We start from the raw sequence: 26,667 nt of genomic DNA on the forward strand, positions 1-26,667 counted from the left end.
ATGAAAAAACCGCATCGAGAGATGCGGTTTTTTTTGTGGTGCGACAAGCATGGCGCGTTGCGCCTAAGCGCAACCAGCTTGGATGTGGTGTTCCGTAAGGAGGTCGTCTCGGTCTGCATGATGGCCGTGCTGATTGTCTTTTTTGTATTGCTGGCAGGGCTCTTTAGGGCAGAAAGGGGTCAGATTCACCCACACATTGTTTCAGCCGGGCAATAACCTTAGGAGATGTTTTTTCGATATCGACCCTACCAGCCTATCAAGGTAGATGTCTATCGTTGCCCAGCGCTTAGGTGTGATGTCGATGCATTTTCGTAAACCTCTGTCGGTCCACCAAAAGAACACCATGAAGAAGTTCTTATCAGGGAATACATGACCAAACTCCGATGTCGCCTCCCCCGGTAGCATTCGCTGTCGTGTAATCTGGTCGTGAGTGTTCCAAATTAAGCGCAGTTCGTTCGGGGTTTCTTTAGGGTAGTGGACAATTACGCCGGGAGCAGCAAAATACCAAGCCACCAGCGGAGCTATCAATAGGAAAAGGAACAAGTAACGGACCTTGATTTTTTTGCATTTGTGCTCAATAACACGTGTTCCCCATTCTTGGGCGGCTGGTTGGGCACCTTAAGGCCGGAAAGGATCAGCGTCACCCTCACATCTCTTCAAGCGAGCCATAACGTCAGGGCCAGTTTTAGCAGTTTCGATGCGGCCTCTGCCATCGAGGTAGATGTCGATCACGCCGCCCCATTTTGGCGTAATTGCTATACACCTCCGCAGACTCTTTTCATTCCACCAATCAAAGTTCATAAAGAATTTCTCATTGGGGAAAATATGCCCGGTATCGTATGTGCCCTGACCCGGTAGCATTCCTTCTTTATGGATGTTGTGCTGGGTGTTCCAAATCACACGAAGCTCGTCTGTAGCTTCTTTAGAATAATGGACACGAACGACTGGGGTCGCCACGTACCAGAACAGCGCTGGAATAACTATGAATGCCCCAATAAGATACCGGGCCTTAATATTTTTCACAGACATGGACACTGGCGCCATCTCCCCATTCTGACGGTGTGACAGCGAGTACTTTGTCCATGATCATTCTTGCCGTGACGCCTCCGTTTGGATTCTCATAGAAGAGTTTAACGCCAATGCTAATAGAAATCCGATCCGGGACGTCATCCCATGCGCGCATCCCTTCTACGCCCTCAGTGGCATGAGGTCCTTTGAGTCTCTGATCTTCTTTGGCTTCGAATATCTGCTCTCCCCACCGTCGTAATTGATCAGAAACAATCTGCTCGACACCCGCGCCGTCTAAAAGGACGCTCTCACTGAGTCCTCCGGCCATGCCCACATAGCCGTAATGAATGTTGGACCAAATATCGTAGTAGTAGTCGTACTTGCCTTGCCTATGGCGATACCTGCCAAACTTCGCGTGGATCTTTGGTTTGTGGTCCCAATCACGACCCTGGCCTACTCGCTCAGTCCAAAGGATCATGGCTGCCGCCACGTTTGAAGCGCCGATAGCTTGAGGGCTGGTGTTCCCTATTTGGGCGTACCAAGGCAGGTCCATTTTTTTACGAGTCTCTTCCGCAACGTCATAGTTGAGCAGCTTATTCATCTTCAAGACGGAGGAGTGGTGGATATTGTTGTTCATCTCGTCTGCGATGTAGGTCGCCAGCTTTTCCATCATGTTCGGATGCGTACAGCCTTCAGGTCCATCATTTGGTACAGCTTCCTCTTCAGGTTTCTCACGGGCCGCATTTGGATTTACCAAAGCGTTCGCCGCCAAGGCTTTCTCCGTGAGCTTCGGGTCAGCCAACAAGGTCGCCATCTTCTCGTCGTCCACGGAACCGTCTGGTCGTAAGGCCCCCAGCGCCATGAAGTTAATAATGGTCGCGCCACCCGCGTCACCCATGACGAAGCCGCCACCAACATTATTGGAGCCCGTGATGATTGTCCCGCCGTGACTGGTTGGGCTTCCCAGGTGCGCCATAGGACGGCCATTCACTTGAATAGAGGGGAAACCCGAAGTGATGACCGCCCCGCACCCACAGGTATCACCCACACGTGCCGCGCCCATGCCGTTGATGTTGACGTCACCGGATGCAGAAGTGATTGGCGTTGTACCGTGACCCGGCAATGGGCAGGCGTGCTTGTCACCCAATCGAGCTGAAAAAATCATTGCAGGCCGTCCTTATGTCTTTGATCCGTAAACAATAACCAGCGTTTAGTTGACGCATGGGAGGCTATCGGAAACGTGAAAGGTGGTCTGTAGGAGAAGTCTTAATTTTCGCGTAGTGCCTTGAGAATCTGATCGGGATGTCATCTATATTTCTGGCTGTGCTGGGTGACATCGTTGTAGTGGTAACAAATCTTAGTGCCTGAAAGGTTCTGGCTGGTCGGCGGGGGGTGGTGTGAGAGGACGGCGGGTGTGAACCCGCCTCCTACTCGATTCTGCATTTATAGGTCTCGGGCCCTCAATCAGGCCGCCGCAGACAAGTGCTCATAAAGAATCGTTGCGCCAACCACGATCAGCACGATGCCGCCAACGATTTCAGCGCGCTTGCCGACCATGGTGCCGAGCACGCGACCGAGCATCACGCCAATGGTAACCATCACGGTGGTGGCCAGGCCGATAGCCAGCGCTGCGGCCATGATATTGACGTCGACAAACGCCAGGCCTACGCCGACCGCCAGTGCATCGATGCTGGTGGCGAATGCGGTGACTGCCAGTATCCAGAAGGAGTGTGAGCCGGGTTTTTCCTGCTCTTCATCGTCATCGTGCTTGATGCCGTTGTAGATCATGTGCAGGCCCAGCACCAGCAACAAGGTGAAGGCGATCCAGTGGTCCCAGCTTTCAGCAAAGCGGGCAGCGACCTGGCCGATGCCCCAACCGATCACCGGAGTGATGGTCTCGATAGCGCCGAATATCAAACCGGTACGCAACGCTTCGATAAAGCGCGGTTTATGCAGGCTTGCCCCTTTACCAAGGGCCGCAGCAAAGGCGTCCGTGGACATGGCAAGCGCGAGAAAGAGGAGGGAAATCGGGTTCACGGTTATATCCAGTCGGGCTATGAGTCAACGACGCAACCACACGCCCGACTTTAGGCATGGATGCATCGTTGGTCTCGCCAACCAGAAGGTGTCCGCACCACGGCATGCAGCCGAGAATGTTGATGCGAACGCTCAGTGACCGGAGTCAAGAGCAGGCTACTCCCCAACAAGGGCCGCTACTATAGCCATCCGGATGTGAAAAATATATGTACGGGGATGATTCAAACCAAAAAAACCCCATCACAAGGATGGGGTTCTTTTAACGCCTGCTTTCGTGCTTACACTTGAACGGCCGGGATGTTGGCGTTCGCAGCGGCTTCACGGAACTCGGCGATCTGATCGAAGCTCAGGTAGCGGTACACGTCCGCTGCCATGGTGTCGATCTGGTTGGCATAGCCCATGTACTCTTCGACGGTCGGCAGGCGACCCAGAATCGAAGCAACGGACGCCAGCTCGGCGGAGGCCAGGTAGACGTTCGCGCCGTCACCCAGACGGTTCGGGAAGTTACGGGTCGACGTCGACACTACAGTCGAGTTCGGTTCCACGCGTGCCTGGTTACCCATGCACAGCGAGCAGCCCGGCATTTCCATACGCGCGCCAGCCTTACCGTAGATGCCGTAGTAGCCTTCTTCGGTCAGTTGGTGAGCGTCCATCTTGGTCGGCGGCGACAGCCACAGACGCGTTGGCAGCTGGCCCTTGACCTGATCCAGCAACTTGCCCGCAGCGCGGAAGTGGCCGATGTTGGTCATGCAGGAGCCGATGAACACTTCGTCGATCTTCTCGCCCTGTACCGAAGACAGCAGGCGGGCATCGTCCGGGTCGTTCGGCGCGCAGAGCACAGGCTCTTTGACGTCGGCCAGATCGATTTCGATGATTTCGGCGTACTCGGCGTCCTTGTCGGCTTCCAGCAGCTCCGGGTTGGCAACCCAGGCTTCCATCGCCTGAGCACGACGCTCCAGGGTGCGCGGATCACCGTAACCCTGTTCGATCATCCAGCGCAGCAGGGTGATGTTCGAATTCAGGTATTCGATGATCGGCTCTTTGGCCAGCTTGATGGTGCAACCGGCAGCCGAGCGCTCGGCAGAGGCGTCGGACAGCTCGAAAGCCTGCTCGATGCTCAGGTTGTCGAGGCCTTCGATTTCCAGGATGCGGCCGGAGAATGCGTTCTTCTTGCCTTTCTTCTCTACGGTCAGCAGGCCAGCCTGAATCGCGTAGTAAGGAATGGCGTGAACCAGGTCACGCAGGGTGATGCCGGGTTGCATCTTGCCCTTGAAGCGAACCAGGATCGACTCAGGCATGTCCAGCGGCATGACGCCGGTGGCAGCGGCAAACGCCACCAGACCGGAACCGGCCGGGAAGGAGATACCGATCGGGAAGCGGGTGTGCGAGTCGCCACCGGTGCCGACGGTGTCCGGCAGCAGCATGCGGTTCAGCCAGCTGTGGATGATGCCGTCGCCTGGACGCAGGGAAACGCCGCCGCGGGTCATGATGAAGTCAGGCAGCGTGTGGTGCGTCTTGACGTCGATAGGCTTCGGATAGGCTGCAGTGTGGCAGAACGACTGCATGACCAGGTCGGTCGAGAAGCCCAGGCATGCCAGGTCTTTCAGCTCGTCGCGTGTCATCGGGCCAGTGGTGTCCTGGGAACCGACGGTGGTCATCTTCGGTTCGCAGTAGGTGCCAGGACGAACGCCTGCAACGCCGCACGCCTTGCCGACCATCTTCTGCGCCAGGGTGTAACCCTTGGTGCTTTCGGCTGGCTGGTCAGGGGTCTTGAACAGGTCGAACTCAGGCAGGCCCAGTTCGGCGCGTGCCTTGCTGGTCAGGCCGCGGCCGATGATCAGCGGAATACGGCCGCCTGCGCGAACTTCGTCGAGCAGCACCGGGGTCTTCATTTCGAAGGTGGTGATGACTTCGTCGCTGTCGTGCTTGCACACCTTGCCGGCGTACGGGTAGACGTCGATCACGTCACCCATGTTGATGTTCGAGACATCGAATTCGATTGGCAGGGCGCCAGCATCTTCCATGGTGTTGTAGAAGATTGGGGCAATCTTGCTGCCGAAGCAGAAACCACCGGCACGCTTGTTCGGCACGTAAGGAACGTCGTCGCCGAAGAACCACAGTACCGAGTTGGTTGCCGATTTACGCGAGGAACCGGTACCGACCACGTCGCCGACGTAGGCAATAGGGAAACCCTGACCGCGCATTTCTTCGATCTGTTTCATCGGGCCGATAGAGCCCTGAACGTCTGGAACGATGCCGTCACGGGCCATTTTCAACATGGCAAGGGCGTGCAACGGGATATCCGGACGGGACCAGGCATCAGGTGCCGGGGACAGGTCATCGGTGTTGGTTTCGCCGGTGACCTTGAAGACGCGCAGGCTGATCTTGTCGGCCAGCGTCGGACGCTTCTTGAACCACTCGCCGTCAGCCCAGGACTGCAGGACAGCCTTGGCGTGAACGTTGCCGTTTTTGGCTTTTTCGGCCACGTCGTGGAAGGCATCGAACATCAGCAGGGTGTGCTTGAGCTGTTCGGCGGCGACCGGCGCGAGGGTGGCGTCGTCGAGCAGTTCAACCAGAGTGACGATGTTGTAGCCGCCCTGCATGGTGCCCAACAGTTCGGTTGCACGTTTTTTGTCGATCAGGGGAGAAGTGGCTTCGCCCTTGGCCAGGGCAGACAGGAAACCGGCCTTGACGTAAGCGGCTTCGTCAACGCCTGGCGGAACGCGGTTGGTGATCAGATCGACAAGGAAAGCTTCTTCGCCAGCCGGGGGATTCTTCAGCAGCTCGACCAGGCCTGCAGTTTGTTCGGCGTTAAGCGGCTGGGGCACGATGCCCTGGGCGGCACGCTCTTCGATGTGTTTACGGTAGGCTTCAAGCACAGTATTAACCCTCATCAGTGGTCCCAAATGGGTGTCCGGGACGCTCATCCAGAAATCGTCCGTACCCACGCAAGGCTTATTGAGCCTTGTTGGCAGGGTGTCGGCGATTCCTAACAGAAGCTGTTTTCAAAGTTTTACGCCTGCAGAACGGGGGGAGTGACGGTCGACACGGCCATTCTTGATGAGGGAATGGCCTGTCGACGCCGCAATGCGGGGTTAACCTGACTGTGCTCGTGACGCTTTGAAAACAGCTTCCAACGGACATTGGCGCCTTAAAAGGCTCGCTGATTCTACGCCAAAACTTCGCTAAAGGTAAGTTAGCCCCTACATCTTCGGGGGTGAACTTGCTTAGACAAAGGGCTAACATGAGCCCCTGTTTCGCCTTCCCCAGTCCTGCCTGACATGCCTGATTACATTATCAAAACCCCCTGCGTCGGCCTTTGCTCCACTGTTTACGGGGACCTGGTGTGCCGTGGCTGCAAGCGGTTCCACCACGAGGTCATCCACTGGAACGGCTATAACGAGGATGAAAAAAGAGCGGTATGGCTGCGTCTGGAACAATTGCTGGTCCAGGTGATGACTGCCAAGCTTGAAGTCTTCGATGCCGACAAGCTGCGCGCGCAGCTCACCCAGCGCAAGATCCGTTTCGTGCCGCACCAGTCCGAGTATTGCTGGGCCTACCAGTTGATCGCGCGCGGCGCACGGGTCATCAGTCAGGTTGAGGCCTACGGCTTTGTGCTGCTGCCGGAGTTTCGTGACTGGACGCTGCCGGAATTGCGCGATGCGATCGATCGCGAGTTTTTCCTGCTGTCCGAGGCGCATTATCAGCGTTACATCGCACCGGGCTTTCTGCGCGATGCGTTCGGGGCCTGATCAGGCAGCCGTCCTTCACTGCATGCATTTGTATCGCGAGGCATCGTCGCTCCTCGTATAATGCCGGGCTTTGTCTCTCTGTCATTCTGTGAGCTTATGTACCCGATCCCCGAAATCGAAGCCTTTCTGCTTTGCCGCACCCCCGACAGCTGGGTTCAGGCCGCGTTGCGCAACCTGGATATCTTGCTGATCGACCATGCGAACAATGAGAAGAAGGCGGCCGGGGCTGCGTTTCAGTTCATGTTTCAGTACAACGACAAGTTCGACCTGTTGAGCAAGATGTCGCGTCTGGCTCGGGAAGAGCTGCGCCATTTCGAGCAAGTGATCAGCATCATCAGAAAGCGCCAGATCCCTATGGCCAACATCAGCTCGGCGCGTTATGCCGGAGCGCTGCGCAAACTTGTGCGCAATCACAATCCTTACCGACTGACCGACGCGCTGATCGTCGGTGCCATTGTCGAGGCCCGTTCCTGTGAGCGCTTCGCTGCGCTGGTGCCTCACCTGGACGAAGAACTGGCCAAATTCTACGGCGGCCTGCTGAAATCCGAAGCGCGGCATTTTCAGGATTATCTCAAGCTGGCTTACAGCTACGGCGACAAGGCTGATGTCGATGCCAAGATCGAGGAAATCCGTCTGGCCGAGCGTGAGCTGATCGAAAGCCCTGACGAAGAGTTTCGCTTTCACAGTGGTGTGCCCGTCGCCGCCTGATTCCCCGCGCGCACCTTCAAAAACGACCGCCTTGCCAGCGGTCGTTTTTTTATGGGTATTTAGTAAGCAAGCTAATAAATGCTTTGACAACGGCTGCCTAGGCAGTAATATTTTGCAATCACTGCCTAGGCAGCTATCTGGATGACTTCTTGAAACATTTCAGCCCCGACAATTTCGATTCCAGCCTGATCGGGCTGCTGGTCGGTCGTACCAATGCGCTCAAAGACCGCATGCTCGACAAGTACCTGCTGCCTTATGACGTGACGTTCGCGCAGTTCAAGGTGCTGATCATCATTGCCCAGTTCTCGACCGACACCCCTGTGGAATTGTGTCGTCACCTGTCGCTGGACAGCGGTTCGATGACCCGCATGCTCGATCGTCTGGAGCAGAAAGGGCTGGTCGTGCGCCAGCGGTCAGCGACTGATCGTCGCCAGGTGCGCCTGGCGCTGACGGAGCAGGGGCAGGCGCTCTCGGACCTGCTGCCGCAGATTGGTGCGGACGCCATGAATGACACCTTTGCAGCGCTCGACAGTGATGAGGTCGAGACCCTGACAAGGATTCTCACCAAGGTACTGGTGGCCGCCGATGACCACATCACCCTGACTCGTCTGAGCTTCAACCCCAAAGCTAAAAGCTGAGCGGCAGACCTGTCGGCAGGCGTGCGCCTGCCGCTCGTTCCTGTCTCGCCGCTTCGCTGATAAAAAGGTAACTGCCATGGCCACTGCCGCCACTGAAAACACATCTGCCCCGTCCTCGCAGCAAACGCCGAAGCCCGGCAAGCGCAAGTTCCTGCTGATCGGGCTCGCCGTCATCGTCGTGATTCTTGGTTTGGCCATCTGGGCCTGGTACGAGTTTTACGGCCAATGGAGCGAAGAGACCGACGACGCCTACGTGAATGGCAATGTCGTCGAAATCACCCCGTTGGTTACCGGAACCGTTATCAGCATTGGTGCCGACGACGGCGATCTGGTGCACGAAGGGCAGGTGTTGCTCAAATTCGACCCGAGCGATGCCGAAGTTTCGCTGCAAAGCGCCGAGGCCAATCTGGGTAAGGTTGTGCGTCAGGTGCGTGGTTTGTACAGCAATGTCGATGGCATGAAGGCACAACTGGCTGCGCAGCGCACCGCCGTGCAGACCGCTCAGGAGAACTACAACCGTCGGCGCAGTCTGGCTGCGGGCGGGGCGATTTCCCAGGAAGAGCTGTCGCATTCCAGAGACAGCCTGACCAGCGCGCAAAGTGAGTTGAACAACATTCAGCAGCAGTTGAGCACCAGCGTGGCGCTGGTCGATGACACGGTTGTTTCTTCACATCCCGACGTCAAGGCTGCTGCCTCCCAGTTGCGTCAGGCCTTTCTGGCCAATGCACGCAGTACGCTGGTAGCGCCGGTCACCGGTTATGTGGCCAAGCGCAGCGTGCAACTGGGCCAGCGCATCCAGCCGGGCACCGCGACCATGGCTGTGATCCCGCTGGATCAGTTGTGGATCGATGCCAACTTCAAGGAAACCCAACTGGGCAAGATGCGCATCGGTCAACCAGTGGAGATCAGCTCCGACCTGTATGGCAGCGATGTGAAGTACAGCGGCACCATCGACAGCCTGGGCGCAGGCACCGGCAGTGCCTTTGCGCTGTTGCCGGCACAGAACGCGACGGGTAACTGGATCAAGATCGTCCAGCGTGTGCCGGTCCGTGTACATATCAACCCTGAAGAGCTGGCGAAGCATCCGTTGCGCATCGGTCTGTCGACCACCGTCGAGGTCAATCTGCATGACCAGAGCGGTCCGGTGCTGGCGCAACAGCCGCGCAAGCAGGCCGCTTTCAGCACTCAGGTTTACGCCGCGCAGCTGGCCGACGCTGATGCGTTGATCGCCCGTCTGATTCACGAGAACAGTGCTTCCAGTGGCAAGACTGCCGTTCAGCGCTGAACCGCCAATCCGTGAACCCCGGCCACTTGGCCGGGGTGTCGCACTCGTCTTCAGGGATTTGCGATGAGCAACAACGCCCCCGCTTCTTTTACCCCGCCAAGCCTGTTGCTGTGCACCATCGGTCTGTCGCTGGCGACCTTCATGCAGGTGCTCGATACCACGATTGCCAACGTGGCGTTGCCGACCATCGCCGGCAACCTGGGGGTCAGCTCCGAGCAGAGCACCTGGGTGATTACCTCGTTCGCAGTCAGCAACGCGATTGCCTTGCCGCTGACCGGCTGGCTCAGTCGTCGCTTTGGTGAGGTGAAGCTGTTTCTGTGGGCAACCATTCTGTTCGTGATGGCGTCGTTTTTGTGTGGCATTTCCCAATCCATGCCGGAACTGGTGGGGTTCCGGGCGTTGCAGGGCATGGTGGCCGGTCCTCTGTATCCGATGAGCCAGACATTGCTGATCGCGGTTTATCCTCCGGCGAAAAGGGGCATGGCGCTGGCATTGCTGGCGATGGTGACGGTGGTTGCGCCTATCGCCGGGCCGATCCTCGGTGGCTGGATCACTGACAGTTACAGTTGGCCGTGGATTTTCTTTATCAACATCCCCATCGGCTTGTTCGCTGTGCTGGTGGTGCGTTCGCAGATGGCTAAAAGGCCGGTCAGCACTGCTCATCAACCGCTGGATTACATCGGCTTGCTGGCCTTGATTGTCGGTGTCGGTGCGTTGCAGATAGTGCTCGACAAGGGCAATGATCTGGACTGGTTCGAGTCGAACTTCATCATCTTCGGTTCGCTGATTTCGCTGGTCGCGCTGGTCTTCTTCGTGATTTGGGAAATGACCGACAAGCACCCGATCGTCAACCTGCGGCTGTTTGCCTACCGCAATTTCCGTATCGGTACGCTGGTCATGATCGGCGGCTATTCAGGCTTCTTCGGTATCAACCTGATTCTGCCGCAGTGGTTGCAGACCCAGATGGGCTACACCGCGACCTGGGCGGGGCTGGCCGTCGCGCCGATTGGCATCCTGCCGGTGCTGATGTCGCCCTTTGTCGGCAAGTACGCGCACAAGTTCGACTTGCGTCTGCTGGCAGGGCTGGCGTTTCTGGCGATGGGGCTGAGCTGTTTCATGCGTGCCGGCTTCAATACCGACGTGGATTTCGAGCACGTAGCGATGGTGCAGTTGTTCATGGGCATTGGTGTGGCGCTGTTCTTTATGCCGACCCTGAGCATTCTGCTGTCCGACCTGCCGCCCAATCAGATCGCCGACGGCTCGGGACTGGCGACCTTCCTGCGCACCTTGGGCGGCAGCTTCGCAGCCTCGCTGACCACCTGGATCTGGATCCGTCGCGCCAACCAGCATCATGCTTACCTGAGTGAAAACATCAGCACCTTCGACCCGACAACCCGGCACGCCCTCGACAGTCTGGGCGGCGCGAGCCCGCAGGCCTACGCCCAGCTGGAACGCACCCTCAACGCGCAGGCCTACATGATGTCCACGGTGGATTATTTCTACCTGCTGGGCTGGGTATTCGCGGGGCTGATACTGCTGGTCTGGCTGGCCAAACCGCCGTTTGGCGCCAAGGCGGGGCCAGCGGCGGGGGGCGGGCACTAGTTGCTATGCGCCTGGCTGAACCGAGCCTTGGCCAAACCTCCCCAGGGCGCTTTTCAACCGCGATGGCACTGACGACGCAGAGTGCGACTGCATTACCATGCGGAGCTTGGGAACGATAAATCAAATGCCGTCTTCGCGACTAAGCGAAGCGTCGCCCGGTCTGCTCCCGCGCCCAGCCAGACCTCAATGCCGCCAGAACGCCGGCACACACAGCACCAGCACGGTAATGATCTCCAGGCGGCCGAGCAGCATGCCGCCGGAGAGAATCCATTTGGCAGCATCGGGCAAGGTAGAGAAGTTGCCCGCAGGCCCAATCACCTCGCCCAGCCCCGGCCCTACGCCGGACACAGTGCTGGCAGCGCCGGTCAGTGCAGTCATCCAGTCCAGCCCGAGCAGCGACAACATCAATGCGATCAGGCAGATGGTGATGGTGAAGAAAAACGAAAAGGTCAGAATCGAGCGAACGATTTCGTCGTCCAGTCGATGGCCGTTGTATTTCTGCTTCATCACCGCGCGTGGGTGAATCAGTTGGTTAAGGTTGGTCTTGAGCAGGATATAGGCGACCTGAAAGCGGAAGATCTTCACCCCGCCCGCCGTCGAGCCCGAACAGCCGCCGATGAAACCCAGATAGAAGAACAGCATCAGCGAGAAGTTGCCCCACAGGCTGTAGTCACCGAGCGCAAAACCGGTAGTCGTCACCACCGACGTCACGTTCAGGGCCACGTGACGCAGCGCCTCGGTCCACGGCAGGTCGGTGGTGTTGGCGTACCAGACGGTCATTACCAGCCAGGTGACCAACAGCAGCCCGATCAGCCCCTGCACCTGCTCATCCTTGATCAACGCCTTGCGATTACCGCGCAGGGTCGCGACATACAGGGTAAAGGGCAGGCTGCCGAGGATCATCACCACAATCGCGACCCAATGCACCGCAGGCTGCGGCCACTTGGCCAGCGACAGGTCGGAGGTGGAGAACCCGCCCGTGGAAATGGCTGACATCGCATGGTTGATCGCATCGAACAGGCTCATGCCCGCCGCCCAGAAGGCCAGGCTGCCCAGCGCGGTAAAACCGACGTAGGCCAGCACAATGAACTTGGCCACCATGTGCGAGCGGGGCATGACCTTTTCCGAGCGGTCCGACGATTCGGTCTGGAACAGGCGCATGCCACCAATACGCAGCAACGGCAGAATCGCCACGGCCATACCGATAAAGCCGATACCGCCAAGCCAGTGCAGCATCGAACGCCAGATCAGAATACCCGGTGACATGCTGTCCAGATGGCTGAGTACGGTCGAGCCGGTGGCGGTGATGCCTGACATGCTTTCAAAGAACGAATCGGTGTAACTGATGTGCTGGGTCAGCAGAAAGGGCAGGGCGGCGAAAATGCACACCACGATCCAGCTGGAGACGGTCAGCATGTACATGTCCCGCGGGCGCAACTGGACGTTGTCGGGGCGTCCGGGCACCACCAGCGCCAGGCCGGCGATAAAGGTGATGGCGCTGGCCCACAGAAACTCGCGCAGGTCCTCGAAACGGTCGTAGATGACCAGCGTAGCCATAGGCACGATCATGGCGACAGCCAGGGTGATCAGGAAGATGCCGATAATGAAACCGATGATGCGAAAGGTCGGCAACGACATGAATGGCTCGGGCGGGTGTGAGGGAAGGCGCCATTCTACCCGCGCTTGAAGGCATGTAAACCAGTGCAGCCAGGGGCAGGGTTCGACAGAGTGGGTAAGGAATTGTCCGTCGCACTCGTTATTGACGGTAAACAGGCTCTAGAATGCTCGATCACTTTTCAAGGAGACCGCCCATGCAGGCGCTCGACGTTTTGCTCAATCGCGTATCGGTTCCGCGACTGGTCGACCCGGCCCCGGATGCTGCGCAGCGGGAAATCATGTTCGGTGCGGCGCTGCGCTCACCGGATCATGGACAGCTCAAGCCTTATCGTTTCCTGACCGTCGAAGGCCCGGCGCGTGATCGCATGGGCGAGCTGCTGGTGGAAGCGCTGCAGCAAAGTAGCGGTGAGATTACCCCGCAGGCGCTGGAAAAGGCCCGTCTGGGACCGTTGCGCGCACCCTTGGTCGTGGTGGTGATCGCTCGCTTGCAAGACCATTTCAAGGTTCCGCGCTCGGAACAACTGATCACCGCCGGGTGCGCCGCCCACGGCGTGTTGCTGGCGGCATATGCACTGGGTGTCGGCGCGGTCTGGAGGACGGGTGAGCTGTGCTATACGCCACACGTCGCCAAAGGGTTCGGGCTTGAGGCCGACGAAGAGGTAATTGGCTTTCTATACCTCGGCACCCCGCAGAACCCGCCGCGCGAAGCCCCGAAAGTCGACGTTGGCGGGTTTGTCAGCGAGTGGCAAGGCTAAACAGATGATGAGCTGAGCGGTTCTCTGGGCAGATCCAGCGTGGCAATGAAGCCGCCGTCCGGGTGATTGCCCAGTATCAGGCTGCCGCCATGCCGTTCCGCTGCACGTTTTGCAATCGCCAGGCCCAGACCGTGTCCCGGCGTCGTCTGGCCGGGCGCGCGATAAAACGGCTCGCCCAGTTGTGCCAGATGTTCGTCGGCAACCCCCGGGCCATGATCGCGGACGCTCATACGGACGTAATCGCCGACCTGAGTTGCCTGCAGATCGATGCGCTGACCGGTGGAGTTGAAGCGCAGCGCGTTGCGCAGCAGGTTGTCCAGCGCACGTTCGATCATGTCCGGCCAGCCTTTGAACTGCAGGTTGTCCTGCACCTCGACGCGAATGTTCTGGTCGATACCGTCCAGTTGGGTGTCGTTCTTCAGGTGCTGCAGCAGTGCTTCGAGGTCGACAGGCTCAGGGCCGCGAAGCTCGGCGTCGAGGCGCGCCAGGGCCAGAATCTCGCTGATCAGCGCCTCCAGTCGGTCGCATTCACGACCCAGCCGTGGCCAGAGCTTTTCCCGCTCAGCGGGCTCCGCACGTTCAGCCAGCGCCAGGGCGATGCGCAATCGGGCCAGCGGTGAGCGCAATTCATGAGACACATCGCGCAGCAACTGGCGCTGACTGCCAATCAGGCTTTGCAGGCGCGCGCCCATGCGGTTGAAGTCCTTGGCCAGCACGCCGAACTCGTCACGCCGATTGGCCAGTTGGCCGAGGCTGTGCTGCTGATAGCTGGTCTGCCCCAGATCATGCACAGCGCCGCGCAGACGGCTCAGCGGTCGGGTGATCGAGAGTGTCACGAACAGGCTGAAAAGGGTCAGCACCACCAGTGCAATGCCCAGCGCACTCAGCGGCCACATCAGGCTCTGGCGGTGCCACTCGTCGAGCTCCGGGTGTGGAACGCGGTAGATGAACAGGTACGTTTCACCGGTTTTCGGGCTGCTGTACTCGGTGGCCAGACGGCGCCAGGGCAGTTTGCGGCCCTGATCCTCGTCGGCCTGCTGTCGAGCTTCCAGCGCGGCTGCGCGCGGCGGGAAAGTGCCACGCACCATAGGCTCGCCGCTGTCGCTGAGCACTTGTGTGTCGATACGATTGCGACGTTTGATCTCCTGAAGAAATTCCTGAGCGCTATCCGCGCCCTTGTCCTCGAAGCGTTGCGTCCACTGCTCGGGCAACGAGTTGAGCACCGGGTGACGACTGAGGATCCACGCATCCTGATTGAGCATGTGCCCCATGAGCACCGACAGGCCGCCTACCAGAGCTATGGCCAGCCAGAAGCTGGCCAGGATTCGCCAGAACAATGAACGCACGGGATTTCCTCGGTCTCAGTAAAAAAGCCCGGCATGCGCGTGCATGCCGGGTTGTGTTCAGCTTATCGGGCCGCGAGGCCTGATGATTACAGCGTTTTTGCCGCTTTTGCTGCTTTCCAGGCCTTGAACTCGGCCCATTCGGCGCGACGCTCATCTTCTTTCTTCTTGATTTCGTCAAACAGCTTCTGCTGGTCAGGCCTCAGCAGAGCACGAACTTCGCTGTCGGTCTTGGAGCGTTTGGCTTCGATTTCGTCGTGCATTGCTTTCTGGTCGGCAGCAGGCATTTTTTCCAGGTAGCTTTGAGTGATTTCGCGGCGCTCGTGCCGTTGCTCGCGCATCAAGCGTTCGATCTGCTGACGCTGTTCACGTGTCAGGTCCAGCTCGGCCATCGGTCCCATCGGGCCAGGGCCGCGATCCATACGTGGGCCAGGGCCAGGGCCGCGGTCATCGCGATCCATGTGCATGGCAGGTGCGTCAGCATCCGGGCCACCGGCAGGTGGCGCTGGTGGCGCGGCCATGGCAATGGTCGGCAGGGCAGTGGCAAACATCAAAGCGATCAGGGTCTTGCGCATGGTGTATCTCCTTGTCTCTAGTGCGGCTCGATGCCGATGAGCCCAGTTTAGGGAGATCAAGGTCAAGCGCAGTCAGCGCTTGGTAAAGCTTGTGTAAGGGGGCAGTTGCTTACAAAGCATAATAATAGCCGCGGCTGCGCAGGGCGACGATGCGTGGACGACCGTCAGCGTGAGGGCCGATTTTCTTGCGCAGGTTGCTGACGTGCATGTCGAGGCTGCGGTCGTAGAGCGTCAGTTTGCGGCCCAGCGCCAGTTGCGCCAGCTCTTGCTTGTCCAGTGGTTCGCCGGGCTGGCGCATCAGTGCTTCAAGCAGACGGCTTTCGGAGACGGTGAGGGTCAGTTCCTTTTCGTCGACACTGACCACGCCGCGCATCGGGCTGAAGGTCAGGTCACCCAGTTCCAGTTGCGTAGACGACGCCACCGGGTGACTGCGACGCAGCACGGCGCGCAGGCGGGCGGTGAGCTCACGCGGGTCGCAGGGTTTTGCCAGGTAGTCATCAGCGCCCAGTTCAAGGCCCAGAATGCGGTCCAGCGGTTCGCCGCGTGCCGAGAGCATGACCACCGGCAGGTCCGGGTGGTCATTGCGCAATTGCTTGAGCAGTTCCAGGCCGCTGCCATCAGGCAGCATCACGTCCAGCACCACGGCCGCCGGAGCTGCATCGGCCAGAGCCTGACGCGCACTGGCCCCGTCGTGACAGGCGCGCACCTGAAAGCCTTCCTGGCTCAGCCAACTGCTCAGCAGTTCGCACAGCTCCTGATCATCATCAATTAGTAACAGCTCGCTCATGACTCACTCAATTTAGCCACTGCCGACGTTGCCTACGCCAACCGCTGACCAATATACCGCACAGAAGGGCGAACATCGCAACGCCACCGCCTGCGACGAACCATTGTTGTTGCTCGGTCAGCAAGCGAGGAGGCGCTGCCGACAGTGCTTCTTTGAGCTGCAACTTGAGCTTTTGGTTCTCTTGGCGCAAACGTGTCAACAAGGCGTTGTCGCGTTCCGGATCGACGTTTTGCAACTGCCGTGTCAGCTCGTCGCGCTGACGCTCGCTGTCCTTGAGCCGCAACTGAAGGTCGGCAATCTGATTGGCGGGGCTGGGCAGGTGCAAAGGCTGCACTGCGCCGCTCTCATTGACCGTCTCGGCGTTCACCTGAAACCCTGTCGCCATCAAAACTGCCAACAGACACCACGTACCTGAACGCATCTGAACTCCCTTTTACCGAGCCGTATAAATTCGCACATTGAGCAGGGTATCGGCAGGGTGTCAGGAAGGATGAGCAAGAGGCGGGGTTCAATACGGCTATGCCTCGGTTGAGGCAGAGCCGTAAGGGTGTCAGAGGAGGTGATCAGGGCAGGACGAGCTTGAATGGCTTGACCACGACATTGGCATAAACGCCTGCCGCAACATATGGATCGGCTTCGGCCCACGCCTTGGCGTCGCTTTGCGATTCAAACTCGGCCACGATCAGGCTGCCGCTGAAACCGGCAGCACCCGGGTCGTTGCTGTCGACTGCCGGGTGTGGGCCGGCCAGCACCAGACGGCCTTCATCCTTGAGCGCGTTTAGGCGCTCAAGGTGTGCCGGGCGCACGCTGAGGCGTTTTTCCAGCGAGTTTTCGACGTCGGTGGCGATGATTGCGTAGAGCATGTCAGTCCTCGGATTTGGTCGTATTGGGTGCGGTGTCGTGCAGATGGCGTGACAGGTAGATCCCCTGGCCGACCAGGAAGATCAGGGTCATGCCCAGGCTGCCGAATACTTTGAAGTCGACCCAGAACTCCTGATAGGTGAAGGCCACGTACAGGTTGGCCGCGCCGCAGAACAGGAAGAATACGATCCAGGCGATGTTGAGCCGGGTCCAGATCGCCGCTGGCAGGGTCAATGCATGGCCCATGATGCGCTGGATAAGCGGGCGGTCACCGATGAAATGACTGCCGGCGAAAGCCACGGCAAATAGCCAGTTGACCACCGGGGCTTTCCATTTCAGGAAGGTTTCGCTGTGGAAGGCCAGTGTCAGACTGCCAAACACCAGACAGGCGACCAGTGTGAGCCACTGGCTTTTTTCCAGCTTGCGCTGTTTGAGGTAAAGAATGCCGTAGACCACCACCGAACTGATGATCAGCATCGCCGTTGCGCTGAAAATGCCGCCTACCATATAGGTATTGCCGAGGATATCCACGGCACGCGGCTCGGTTTTGTAAACGATGAAAAACAGGAGCAGCGGGATGAAGTCGATGAATTGTTTCACAATGGCAGCCAGAAGCAGGATGTGGCGGCATAATAACAAACATCAATGAACACGAAAGCACCACTATGAATGTTGACCTGCACTGTCACAGCACCGCTTCCGACGGGGCGCTCTCGCCCACGGCACTGGTTGCCCGTGCTCATGAAAACGGCGTGCGCGTCCTTTCGCTGACCGACCACGACACCCTCGAAGGGCTTGAAGAAGCCCGCGCGGTAGCGCATTCATTGGGCATGCAGCTGGTCAACGGGGTGGAGCTGTCCTGCACCTGGGGCGGTGCGACCATCCATATTCTGGGCTATGGATTCGATACCCAGGCCCCGGCGCTGACTGAAGCTATCAGCCGTTTGCATGAGGGACGCTGGCTGCGTGCTGAAGAAATCAGCCGCAAATTGGCGATCAAAGGTATGCCTGGCGCGCTGGAAGGTGCTCGCGCGATCCAGCAGGAGCTGGGTGACAGCGGTAATGCGCCTGCGCGTCCACACTTTGCTGACTTCATGGTGCGCGCAGGTTTCGTCAAGGACCGCGCCGAGGCGTTTCGCAAATGGCTGGGGGCTGGCAAACTGGGCGATGTGAAGCAGCACTGGCCAACGCTGGAAGAAACCGTCGCCACCTTGCGGGCATCGGGTGCATGGGTCAGCCTCGCGCATCCTTCACATTATGACTTTACTCGCAGTAAACGGCGTAAACTGGTCGGCGATTTCGTCCAGGCCGGTGGACACGCCATAGAAGTGGTCAATGGCATGCAGCCTGCCGATCAGGTTGGGACCCTTGCCATCCTTGCACGCGAGTTCGGTCTGCTGGTTACTGCCGGCAGCGACTTCCACGGTCCTGGCAACTGGGGCGAGATCGGCACTTATCGTCCCGTGCCTGAAGATCTACCGCCTTTGTGGTGCAGATTCAAACATGAACAGCCTACTGCCGCCGTCTGAACAGGAAGTTACCGTGAGTCAATTTTTCCAGGTCCATCCGGAAAACCCGCAGCCGCGCCTGATCAAACAGGCCGCGGAAATCATAAAAGCCGGCGGGCTGGTGGTGTACCCGACAGATTCGTCCTATGCGCTGGGTTGCCAGATCGGTGACAAGAGCGCCATCGAGCGTATCCGCCGTCTGCGTCAGCTGGACGACAAGCACAACTTCACCCTGATGTGCTGCGACCTGTCGCAACTGGGGCTTTTTGCCAAGGTCGACACCGGCGCTTTCCGCGCACTCAAGGCGCACACGCCGGGGCCGTACACCTTTATTCTCAACGCCACTCGCGAGGTGCCGCGCCTGGTGCTGCACCCCAAGCGCCGCACCATCGGCCTGCGCGTGCCGAGCCACCCCATTGCCCAGGCCTTGCTCGAGCAATTGGGCGAGCCGCTGATGAGCGTCAGCCTGATCATGCCGGGTGACACTGTGCCGCTCAGCGATCCCTACGAGATGCGCCAGATTCTCGAGCATCAGGTGGACCTGATCATTGATGGCGGGATCGGCGGTATTTCGGCGTCCACAGTCATCAACCTGGCTGGTGGAGAGCCCGAAGTGGTTCGGGTTGGCTGCGGTGATCCAACGCCGTTCGGTGAACGCGCTTAATGACCGTCGTCGAGTCCGTCGACAGCCAGGCAGACGCCCAGCAGGAGCTGCCGTTCGCACTGGTCTACGGGCGTGCGGTCACGCAGATGCCGCTGGACCTGTACATCCCGCCCGATGCGCTTGAGGTCTTTCTTGAAGCGTTCGAGGGGCCGCTCGACCTGCTGCTGTACCTGATCCGCAAACAGAACATCGATATCCTCGATATTCCCGTGGCCGAGATCACCAAGCAGTACATGGGTTACGTCGAGTTGATGAAAACCGTGCGCCTGGAGCTGGCGGCCGAATACCTGGTCATGGCCGCCATGCTGGCTGAGATCAAGTCGCGCATGCTGCTGCCGCGCTCGGCGGAAGTCGAAGAGGAAGAAGGCGACCCGCGCGCCGAGCTGATTCGCCGCCTGCAGGAATACGAGCGCTTCAAGGCCGCTGCTGAAGGTATTGACGGCCTGAGCCGGGTCGGCCGCGATGTCATCGTGCCGAAACTGGACGCCCCCGAAGCCCGCGCGCGCAAGTTGCTGCCGGATGTCAGTCTTGAAGAAGTGCTGATGTCGATGGCCGAAGTGCTGCACCGCGGCGACATGTTCGAAAGCCATCAGGTCAGCCGCGAGGCGCTGTCGACGCGTGAGCGCATGAGCGACGTGCTGGAACGTCTCAAGGGCAGCGGTTTTGTACCGTTCGCCGAGCTGTTTACCGCAGAAGAAGGTCGTCTAGGCGTGGTCGTGACATTTATGGCGGTGCTGGAGCTGGTCAAGGAATCCCTTGTCGAGCTGGTCCAAAACGAGCCCTTTGCGGTGATCCATGTCCGGGCGCGAGCCGAGTAGAGCAAGAACACACCCATGAACCTCAACGAACCGCGTGAACTGGCCCCGTTGCTTGAAGCCTTTCTGCTGGCCTCCGGAAAGCCGCAGACACTGGAGCGGCTGTATGAGCTGTTCGAAGAGGGCGAGCGTCCCGAACCGCCGATTTTCAAAAAAGCGCTGGAGGTGCTGCGTAAGTCTTGCGAGGGGCGTGCTTTCGAACTCAAGGAAGTCGCCTCGGGGTATCGCCTGCAGATTCGTGACCGGTTCTCCCCTTGGGTCGGACGGTTGTGGGAAGAACGGCCGCAGCGTTACTCCCGCGCCATGCTGGAAACCCTGGCTTTGATCGCTTATCGCCAGCCGATCACGCGGGGCGAAATTGAAGACGTGCGCGGTGTTGCGGTGAACAGCCACATCGTCAAGACCCTGCTGGAACGCGAGTGGATTCGGGTGGTGGGCTATCGTGACGTGCCCGGTAAGCCGGCGATGTTTGCCACCACCAAGGGTTTTCTGGATCACTTCAACCTCAAAAGCCTGGACGAGCTGCCGCCGCTGGCCGACCTGCGCGAGATGGAAACCGAGCCGGTCCTGGATTTCGAAGACGCCCCCGTACCCGCGCACCTGCAGGCCTTGGCCGACGCCAGCCTCGATCCGGAAGCGGAACCCGAAGCACCTCGCGACGAAACCAGCTTCCGCAGCCTGCTGGTGGAGCTGGATTCGATGGAGCAGGGCCTCAAGACCGATTTCGATGACCTGCTGCGGGCGGAGCCTGAGATCGAGAGCGAGGATGGCGACGAGGATAAAGGCTCCTGATTATCGCTCCCACGCTCCGCGTGGTAGCGCTTTTCTGGACGCTCTGCGTCCTCTTGGCGACGCAGAGCGTCGAGAACTGCATTCACACGCTGGAGTGCGGAACGGTAATCAGAACTGTCGTGCACAATGCCCAGCGCACTTCGGTCGAATTCATACGCCTGACCAGAGTCACAAACTATATCCCTCGCCATGAGACCCGCTGCCCATGAGTTCGACCAAGAACCCCTGCATCAGCCTGTGCAAGTTCGATGATGATATCTGCCTGGGCTGTGGCCGCAGCAAGCGTGAAATCAAGGCCTGGAAGAAACTCGACAAGGATGACAAGCGCACGGTACTCGAGGAGTCTGCCAAGCGGCTGGCGAAGCTCAAGACCGCCGGTCGTAAAAAGAAGAAGTGATTCGGGCATTTGCCACTGACGCTGGATGCGTAAACCGGCGCAGGGGCGTATGATGGCCGACCCTCGGCGATCAAGTGTCGCCCGGGCTTTCAAGTATTTCGCCCTGCCGCTATCCATAGCGTGCCGGGCACAGGTCTTGCCGGTTCTCGGCCAGCCCTGATTCGACACACCGGGAGGTGCCCAGATGAGTGAAAAAGACAAGCAGGACAGCCAGGAAATCGGACCCGCAGGCGAAAAGCTGCAGAAGGTTCTGGCGCGCATTGGCGTGGGTTCACGCCGTGACGTAGAAGCCTGGATTACCCAAGGCCGCATCAAGGTCAATGGCAAGGACGCGACCCTCGGTCAACGCGTCGACCTGCATGACGCCATCAGTGTCGATGGTCGCGTCATCAAGCGCGAAGAAGCAGCCGAAACGGTTCGCCGCGTGATCATGTACAACAAGCCCGATGGCGAAATCTGCACCCGTGACGACCCTGAAGGTCGTCCGACCGTGTTCGATCGTCTGCCGCGCCCGAAAGAGGGTCGCTGGATCAACATCGGCCGTCTCGACATCAACACCACCGGTCTGCTGATGTTCACCACCGACGGTGAACTCGCCAACCGCCTGATGCACCCGTCGTTTGAAATGGACCGTGAATACGCGGTTCGTGTGCGTGGCGAAGTCGATGACGACATGCTGCTGCGCCTCAAGAATGGTGTGATTCTTGAAGACGGTCCGGCACGTTTCACCGATATCCAGCAGGCACCGGGCGGCGAAGGCTTTAATCACTGGTATCACTGCGTGGTAATGGAAGGTCGTAACCGTGAAGTGCGCCGTCTCTGGGAATCCCAGGGGCTGGTGGTCAGCCGTCTGAAGCGCGTGCGTTACGGGCCGGTGTTCCTCAACTCCGACCTGCCGATGGGCCGCTGGCGCGAAATGAGCCAATACGAAGTCGACATTCTGGCTGCCGAAGTCGGTCTGCAACCTGTGGCCCAGCCGCAGATGAATGCCAAGACCAAAGACAAGATGGAACGTCTGCAGCGTCAATCGTCGCGCCCTCTGGGCAAAGGCGAGCGCGTTCGCACCTTGCGTCCGGCTGCTGGCGCTCCGGCGACCGGCGATCGCGCACCGCGTCAGCCGCAAATTACCGGCAGCGAACGTGATCGTCCGCGTGGCGGCGACTCCACGCAGCGTCCTTCGCCGCGCAAGGACTCGGGCAAGCCCGGTTCGCGTGCACCGCGTCCGGCAGACAACAGCCGTGGCACACCGGTCGCCGAGCGTCCGAGCGAGATGAATAAGCGCCCGGCCAAGCCTGGGCCAAAGCGTGTCGGCATCAAGCTGGTCAACGACGATGCGCCGTCAGGCAAGCGTCGCGGTCCACCGGCAGGTTCGGGTCAGCGTCCTGGCTTCGGTCGTCGCAAGCCTGAGTGATCCTGTGGTGTGAATGAATGGCATCGCCAGCCCCCAGGGCTGGCGTTGTCGTTTTTGGCGATGTGAAAAACCTTGTCATACAGCCCCGCTGCATTCATTTCCCTGTTTCAAATCTCAACCTGGATGCAGGTGTACAATGCCGCGCTTTTTTCTGTGAATCATTGCTGCTCAATACTTCGGATCACCCGTCCGGGGTGCTGCAATTCTGTTGCGTCACGAGCGCGGCAGGTCCTTTTCGGTCACAGAACAAGAACAATCAGGTAGCTATCGAATGAGTGAAACAACTGCACCCTCGGGTGAATTGAAGCGCGGTCTGAAGAATCGGCACATTCAGCTGATTGCTCTGGGCGGCGCTATCGGCACTGGCTTGTTTCTCGGGTCGGCGGGCGTGCTGAAATCGGCCGGGCCTTCGATGATTCTCGGTTATGCGATTTGTGGCTTCATCGCTTTCATGATCATGCGCCAGCTGGGCGAGATGATCGTCGAAGAACCCGTCGCCGGGTCGTTCAGCCATTTTGCCCACAATTATTGGGGCGGTTTCGCCGGGTTCCTGTCCGGCTGGAATTGCTGGCTGCTGTACATCCTGGTCGGTATGTCGGAGCTGACTGCTGTCGGCAAGTACATTCATTACTGGCTGCCGGACATCCCGAGCTGGGTTTCAGCGGCTGCGTTCTTCATTCTCATCAATGCCATCAACCTGACCAACGTCAAGGTGTTCGGCGAGACCGAGTTCTGGTTCGCGATCATCAAGGTGGTGGCGATTATCGGCATGATCGCGCTGGGCAGTTACATGCTGGTCAGTGGCAGTGGCGGCCCGCAGGCGTCGGTCAGCAACCTCTGGGAGCATGGCGGATTCTTTCCCAATGGTGTCGGCGGGCTGGTCATGGCGCTGGCAATCATCATGTTCTCGTTCGGCGGTCTGGAAATGCTCGGCTTCACTGCTGCCGAGGCCGAACAGCCGAAGACCGTGATCCCCAAGGCGATCAATCAGGTCATCTACCGCATCCTGATTTTCTACATCGGCGCACTGGTGGTGCTGTTGTCGCTGACACCCTGGGACAGCCTGTTGGCCAGCCTCAATGCCTCGGGTGACTCCTATAGCGGCAGCCCGTTCGTGCAGGTGTTCTCGATGCTGGGTAGCGATGCGGCGGCGCATATCCTGAACTTCGTGGTACTGACTGCAGCGCTGTCGGTCTATAACAGCGGCACTTATTGCAACAGCCGCATGTTGGTAGGCATGGCTGAGCAGGGCGATGCGCCCAAAGCGCTGGCGCAGGTCGACAGGCGCGGGGTGCCGGTCAAGGCTATCTTTGCGTCTGCCGCGGTGACCGTGGTGGCGGTTCTGCTCAATTACTTCGTGCCGCAGCAGGCGCTGGAGCTGTTGATGTCGCTGGTAGTGGCCACGCTGGTCATCAACTGGGCTATGATCAGCTATTCGCATCTGAAATTCCGCCAGCACATGAACCGTACCGGCCAAGTGCCGCTGTTCAAGGCGCTTTGGTATCCCTACGGTAACTACGTGTGTCTGGCGTTTGTGCTGTTTATCCTTGGCATCATGCTGATGATTCCCGGCATCCAGATATCGGTTTACGCGATACCGGTCTGGCTGGCGGTCATGTGGGTGTGTTATCGAGCCAAGAACAGGCGTAGCGTTGTCGTGAATGCCGAGACTGGCAAATAACTGTGCCTGTTGCAGAAAAGAAGATGCCCCGATGCTGGTGATTTCCAACAATGTTCATTTGCCGGACGCCGAGATCGAGCTGACGGCCATTCGCGCCCAGGGCGCGGGTGGGCAAAACGTCAACAAGGTCTCCAGCGCCGTGCATTTGCGTTTCGACATCAACGCCTCGTCGCTGCCGCCGTTCTACAAGGAGCGGCTGCTGGCGTTGAGTGACAGTCGCATCACCAGCGATGGTGTGATCGTGCTCAAGGCCCAGCAATACCGCACTCAGGAACAGAACCGCGCCGACGCGTTATTGCGCTTGAGCGAACTGATCGTCAACGCCGCCAAAGTCGAAAAGAAACGCCGCCCGACACGGCCGACCCTGGGTTCCAAGACCCGCCGCCTGGAGTCCAAGAGCAAACGCGGCTCGATCAAGGCTGGACGCGGGAAAGTGGATTTCTGAGTACAGCTGGCCCTTCAAGATCGGACGCAGAGCGTCCAGAACGGCGTTACCACGCGGGAGCGTGGGAACGATCAGCCCGAATATCGTGCGACGCTCTGCGTCGCATGCCTTTCCGGACGCTCTGCGTCCTCTCGGCGACGCAGAGCGTCGAGACCTGCATTCCCACGCTGGAGCGTGCGGAACGATAATCCCAACTATCGTGCGTCGCTCCGCGTCGCATGCCGTTCTGGAGCGCGGGAGCGATGACCGGAACAGATCATCACTGGCGTACCACCTGCGTCTGCTTGTACAGATAGACGCTTAACGCCAGCCCGGTAAGTGACGCCAGCGCCGCAAACAGGAAGATCGAGACAAAGCCGAAGCCTGCGGCAATCGCGCCTGCCAGTGGGCCGGTGATGCCCAGGGACAGGTCGATGAACAGCGAGTAAGCGCCGACCGCAGCGCCCCGGCTGGAGGCAGGGACGAGGTTCACAGCTTCCACGCCCAGCGCGGGAAACACCAACGAGAACCCGAAACCGGTCAACGCCGCGCCAGCCAGTGCCAGCTCCGGAGTGGGGGCCATCCAGAGCAGCAACAGCCCCAGGCTTTCCACTGACAGGCAGACAATCGCCACCCGAAAGCCGCCCAGACGATTGATCAGGTTGCCGAACAGCAGGCGCGCCGCGATGAAGCTGCCACCGAACAGCGTCAGGCACAGCGCCGCATTCGGCCAGTGGTTGCTCGCGTAATACAGGGTGATAAAGGTGGCGATGGTGCCGAAGCCGATGCCGCCCAGCGCCAGGCCCATGCCGTGTGGAAACACTCGCCCCAGTACGTGCATGAAGGGCAGCCGTTCACCTGGCACAATCGGTGCGGCCTGCTTGTGCCAGGTCAGGTACAGGCCGAGTGCGCAGAGCAGCATGATGCTGACACCTACTGTCCATAACCCGAGTGAGTCAACCATCCAGACACCCAGCGGTGCGCCGATGGCCAGAGCGCCGTAGCTGGCGATACCGTTCCAGGAGATCACTTTGGCAGTGTTCTGCGCGCCGACCCGGCCGATGCCCCAGCCAATCGAGCCCGAACCTACCAGACTTTCCGCGCTGCCGAGAATCACCCGGCCAATCAGCAGAATCACCAGGCTCGCCATCGGCCAGCTGTCCAGCCAGACCGGCACCAGCATGAACACACCGCTCAGTCCGCAGCCGGTCAGGCCGATCTGCACGGCTTTCTTGCTGCCTAGATTGTCGATGATACGGCTCGCCCATGGTCGACTGATCAATGTCGCCAGGTACTGCACGCTGATCACCAAGCCTGCGATAACCGCGCCGAAGCCTAAATCGCTGTGGACGTAGCCTGGCAGTACGGCAAGCGGAATACCGATATTCAGGTAGCCGATAAACGTGAACATCACAATGGAAATGACGGTTTGGGTAACAGCCATAGGGGTTTGCGGCGTGGTTTGCTGTGTCTCGGGCATGGGGCAGGCTTTCATTCTGTGCGGGTATGGCGTTCGAGCGGGCAGGGAAAAACCCTTAGCAAGCTCTCGAAGTGCTTATCATACCGACGCATCGCGTCATGCAGGTGCAACGAAGTGAAATAAACGGCGAATGGAGGATTATTTGTTTGCCGGGGCGACAAGCTGTGTTGTCACGAGCGCGGCCAAGGCGTTTTCCTGAGTACCGAAACGGGCGAGCAGGGCGCTCTGCTTTTCCGGGCTGAGGCGTGACCAGATTTCGATCATTTTCTCGGCGGTGCCAATCAGGGCATTGGCCTGCGTTTCAGTGAAGTCGCTCATAAAAATCTGCTGTTTGCCTGTTACTGGTTTTCCAGGCGTATTGAAAATCGGCAGAACCGTTTTTCGATACGCCTGAAAACAATCGCCTTCAGTCTTTGCTTCCGGCTTTCTGGCTGTCTTGAGCCGAGGGTGCTGCTTTCATTGCGACAGGTTGACCAAGCTCCTGTTGAGCCAGGGTCGACTGTTGTGGTTCCTGTTGGCCTGGTGGG

General features: G+C 59.1%; 28 protein-coding genes. 15 read left to right on the top strand and 13 right to left on the bottom strand.

The genetic code is table 11. The annotated features are described in order from the left end of the window. Positions 1-216, top strand: a complete 216-nt coding sequence (locus RYC18_RS05190) for a hypothetical protein (RefSeq protein ID WP_225231445.1) — start codon at positions 1-3, stop codon at positions 214-216. A gap of 402 nt (positions 217-618) precedes the next feature. Here RYC18_RS05190 and RYC18_RS05200 read toward each other — a convergent pair whose 3' ends face one another. From RYC18_RS05200 to acnB, 4 genes are all read right to left on the bottom strand, one after another. Beyond that, positions 619-1,029, bottom strand: coding sequence for a hypothetical protein (locus tag RYC18_RS05200; protein WP_010194350.1), 411 nt, complete (start codon positions 1,027-1,029; stop codon positions 619-621). After that, positions 1,010-2,173 (bottom strand): polymorphic toxin type 44 domain-containing protein, encoded by a 1,164-nt coding sequence (locus RYC18_RS05205; protein WP_010194353.1) that lies wholly within the window; start codon positions 2,171-2,173, stop codon positions 1,010-1,012. The genes RYC18_RS05200 and RYC18_RS05205 overlap by 20 nt, the downstream gene beginning before the upstream one ends. Positions 2,174-2,472: 299 nt before the next feature. Continuing rightward, complete coding sequence (mntP, locus tag RYC18_RS05210) at positions 2,473-3,045, bottom strand: manganese efflux pump MntP (RefSeq protein ID WP_005746742.1); 573 nt, start codon at positions 3,043-3,045, stop codon at positions 2,473-2,475. Between the two features lie 278 nt (positions 3,046-3,323). Then, positions 3,324-5,924: a bifunctional aconitate hydratase 2/2-methylisocitrate dehydratase gene (gene acnB, locus RYC18_RS05215; protein ID WP_004665908.1), complete on the bottom strand. Its 2,601-nt coding sequence runs from the start codon at positions 5,922-5,924 to the stop codon at positions 3,324-3,326. Positions 5,925-6,326: 402 nt separating this feature from the next. On the opposite strand from acnB, the gene RYC18_RS05220 reads away from it, so the two are divergent. The 5 genes from RYC18_RS05220 to RYC18_RS05240 all read left to right on the top strand — a co-directional run bounded on the left by RYC18_RS05220 (position 6,327) and on the right by RYC18_RS05240 (position 11,030). Next, entirely contained in the window at positions 6,327-6,797 is a 471-nt protein-coding gene (locus RYC18_RS05220) for a DUF1289 domain-containing protein (RefSeq protein ID WP_002554470.1), read from the top strand. 96 nt (positions 6,798-6,893) lie between these two features. Next, on the top strand, positions 6,894-7,505 hold the full coding sequence (locus RYC18_RS05225) for a tRNA-(ms[2]io[6]A)-hydroxylase (protein ID WP_003368536.1): 612 nt from the start codon (positions 6,894-6,896) through the stop codon (positions 7,503-7,505). A gap of 149 nt (positions 7,506-7,654) precedes the next feature. Further along, positions 7,655-8,143 (top strand): MarR family winged helix-turn-helix transcriptional regulator, encoded by a 489-nt coding sequence (locus RYC18_RS05230; protein WP_004659671.1) that lies wholly within the window; start codon positions 7,655-7,657, stop codon positions 8,141-8,143. Positions 8,144-8,219: 76 nt separating this feature from the next. After that, positions 8,220-9,428 (top strand): HlyD family efflux transporter periplasmic adaptor subunit, encoded by a 1,209-nt coding sequence (locus RYC18_RS05235; RefSeq protein WP_005746740.1) that lies wholly within the window; start codon positions 8,220-8,222, stop codon positions 9,426-9,428. Between the two features lie 63 nt (positions 9,429-9,491). Beyond that, positions 9,492-11,030, top strand: coding sequence for a DHA2 family efflux MFS transporter permease subunit (locus tag RYC18_RS05240; RefSeq protein ID WP_005731352.1), 1,539 nt, complete (start codon positions 9,492-9,494; stop codon positions 11,028-11,030). 183 nt (positions 11,031-11,213) lie between these two features. Here the strand turns inward: RYC18_RS05240 and RYC18_RS05245 are convergent, their stop codons facing one another. Then, positions 11,214-12,668: a TrkH family potassium uptake protein gene (locus RYC18_RS05245; RefSeq protein ID WP_004665905.1), complete on the bottom strand. Its 1,455-nt coding sequence runs from the start codon at positions 12,666-12,668 to the stop codon at positions 11,214-11,216. 173 nt (positions 12,669-12,841) lie between these two features. On the opposite strand from RYC18_RS05245, the gene RYC18_RS05250 reads away from it, so the two are divergent. Continuing rightward, a complete protein-coding gene (locus RYC18_RS05250) occupies positions 12,842-13,402 on the top strand; it encodes a nitroreductase family protein (RefSeq protein WP_005781837.1) in 561 nt (186 codons plus the stop codon). On the opposite strand, the gene RYC18_RS05255 is transcribed toward RYC18_RS05250, so the two are convergent. From RYC18_RS05255 to RYC18_RS05280, 6 genes are all read right to left on the bottom strand, one after another. Next, complete coding sequence (locus tag RYC18_RS05255; RefSeq protein WP_005781839.1) at positions 13,399-14,748, bottom strand: sensor histidine kinase; 1,350 nt, start codon at positions 14,746-14,748, stop codon at positions 13,399-13,401. The two genes, RYC18_RS05250 and RYC18_RS05255, sit on opposite strands and share 4 nt — an antisense overlap. Before the next feature lie 86 nt (positions 14,749-14,834). Then, positions 14,835-15,320, bottom strand: a complete 486-nt coding sequence (locus RYC18_RS05260) for a Spy/CpxP family protein refolding chaperone (RefSeq protein ID WP_003369834.1) — start codon at positions 15,318-15,320, stop codon at positions 14,835-14,837. A gap of 109 nt (positions 15,321-15,429) precedes the next feature. Continuing rightward, entirely contained in the window at positions 15,430-16,107 is a 678-nt protein-coding gene (locus RYC18_RS05265; RefSeq protein ID WP_002554461.1) for a response regulator transcription factor, read from the bottom strand. 7 nt (positions 16,108-16,114) lie between these two features. Continuing rightward, positions 16,115-16,528, bottom strand: coding sequence for a translation initiation factor 2 (locus RYC18_RS05270; protein WP_004659681.1), 414 nt, complete (start codon positions 16,526-16,528; stop codon positions 16,115-16,117). Positions 16,529-16,670: 142 nt separating this feature from the next. Continuing rightward, a complete protein-coding gene (locus RYC18_RS05275) occupies positions 16,671-16,970 on the bottom strand; it encodes a YciI family protein (protein ID WP_005781842.1) in 300 nt (99 codons plus the stop codon). 1 nt (position 16,971) lies between these two features. Continuing rightward, positions 16,972-17,568 (bottom strand): septation protein A, encoded by a 597-nt coding sequence (locus RYC18_RS05280; protein WP_002554458.1) that lies wholly within the window; start codon positions 17,566-17,568, stop codon positions 16,972-16,974. Between the two features lie 65 nt (positions 17,569-17,633). On the opposite strand from RYC18_RS05280, the gene RYC18_RS05285 reads away from it, so the two are divergent. The 8 genes from RYC18_RS05285 (at position 17,634) to arfB (ending at position 24,681) form a co-directional block, all read left to right on the top strand. Next, entirely contained in the window at positions 17,634-18,497 is an 864-nt protein-coding gene (locus RYC18_RS05285; protein ID WP_005754998.1) for a PHP domain-containing protein, read from the top strand. Positions 18,498-18,510: 13 nt separating this feature from the next. Then, a complete protein-coding gene (locus RYC18_RS05290; protein WP_002554456.1) occupies positions 18,511-19,140 on the top strand; it encodes an L-threonylcarbamoyladenylate synthase in 630 nt (209 codons plus the stop codon). Continuing rightward, positions 19,140-19,958, top strand: a complete 819-nt coding sequence (locus RYC18_RS05295; protein ID WP_002554455.1) for a segregation and condensation protein A — start codon at positions 19,140-19,142, stop codon at positions 19,956-19,958. The genes RYC18_RS05290 and RYC18_RS05295 overlap by 1 nt, the downstream gene beginning before the upstream one ends. Before the next feature lie 15 nt (positions 19,959-19,973). Then, positions 19,974-20,747 (top strand): SMC-Scp complex subunit ScpB, encoded by a 774-nt coding sequence (scpB, locus tag RYC18_RS05300; RefSeq protein WP_005781847.1) that lies wholly within the window; start codon positions 19,974-19,976, stop codon positions 20,745-20,747. Between the two features lie 205 nt (positions 20,748-20,952). Continuing rightward, positions 20,953-21,144 (top strand): DUF1289 domain-containing protein, encoded by a 192-nt coding sequence (locus RYC18_RS05305; RefSeq protein ID WP_002554453.1) that lies wholly within the window; start codon positions 20,953-20,955, stop codon positions 21,142-21,144. A 184-nt stretch (positions 21,145-21,328) separates the two neighbouring features. Beyond that, positions 21,329-22,555, top strand: coding sequence for a 23S rRNA pseudouridine(2605) synthase RluB (rluB, locus tag RYC18_RS05310; RefSeq protein ID WP_005781848.1), 1,227 nt, complete (start codon positions 21,329-21,331; stop codon positions 22,553-22,555). 271 nt (positions 22,556-22,826) lie between these two features. Continuing rightward, positions 22,827-24,236, top strand: coding sequence for an amino acid permease (locus RYC18_RS05315; RefSeq protein WP_005781850.1), 1,410 nt, complete (start codon positions 22,827-22,829; stop codon positions 24,234-24,236). A 31-nt stretch (positions 24,237-24,267) separates the two neighbouring features. After that, a complete protein-coding gene (gene arfB / locus RYC18_RS05320; protein WP_003314723.1) occupies positions 24,268-24,681 on the top strand; it encodes an alternative ribosome rescue aminoacyl-tRNA hydrolase ArfB in 414 nt (137 codons plus the stop codon). Positions 24,682-24,940: 259 nt separating this feature from the next. Here the strand turns inward: arfB and RYC18_RS05325 are convergent, their stop codons facing one another. Both RYC18_RS05325 and RYC18_RS05330 read right to left on the bottom strand, forming a co-directional pair. Then, entirely contained in the window at positions 24,941-26,140 is a 1,200-nt protein-coding gene (locus RYC18_RS05325; RefSeq protein ID WP_054071201.1) for an MFS transporter, read from the bottom strand. Positions 26,141-26,278: 138 nt separating this feature from the next. Further along, positions 26,279-26,458, bottom strand: a complete 180-nt coding sequence (locus RYC18_RS05330) for a hypothetical protein (RefSeq protein ID WP_002554448.1) — start codon at positions 26,456-26,458, stop codon at positions 26,279-26,281. Between the last annotated feature and the right edge of the window lie 209 nt (positions 26,459-26,667).

This window comes from Pseudomonas syringae group sp. 247E2 (genome assembly GCF_032587795.1).
Taxonomy (GTDB): Bacteria; Pseudomonadota; Gammaproteobacteria; order Pseudomonadales; family Pseudomonadaceae; genus Aquipseudomonas; species Aquipseudomonas amygdali.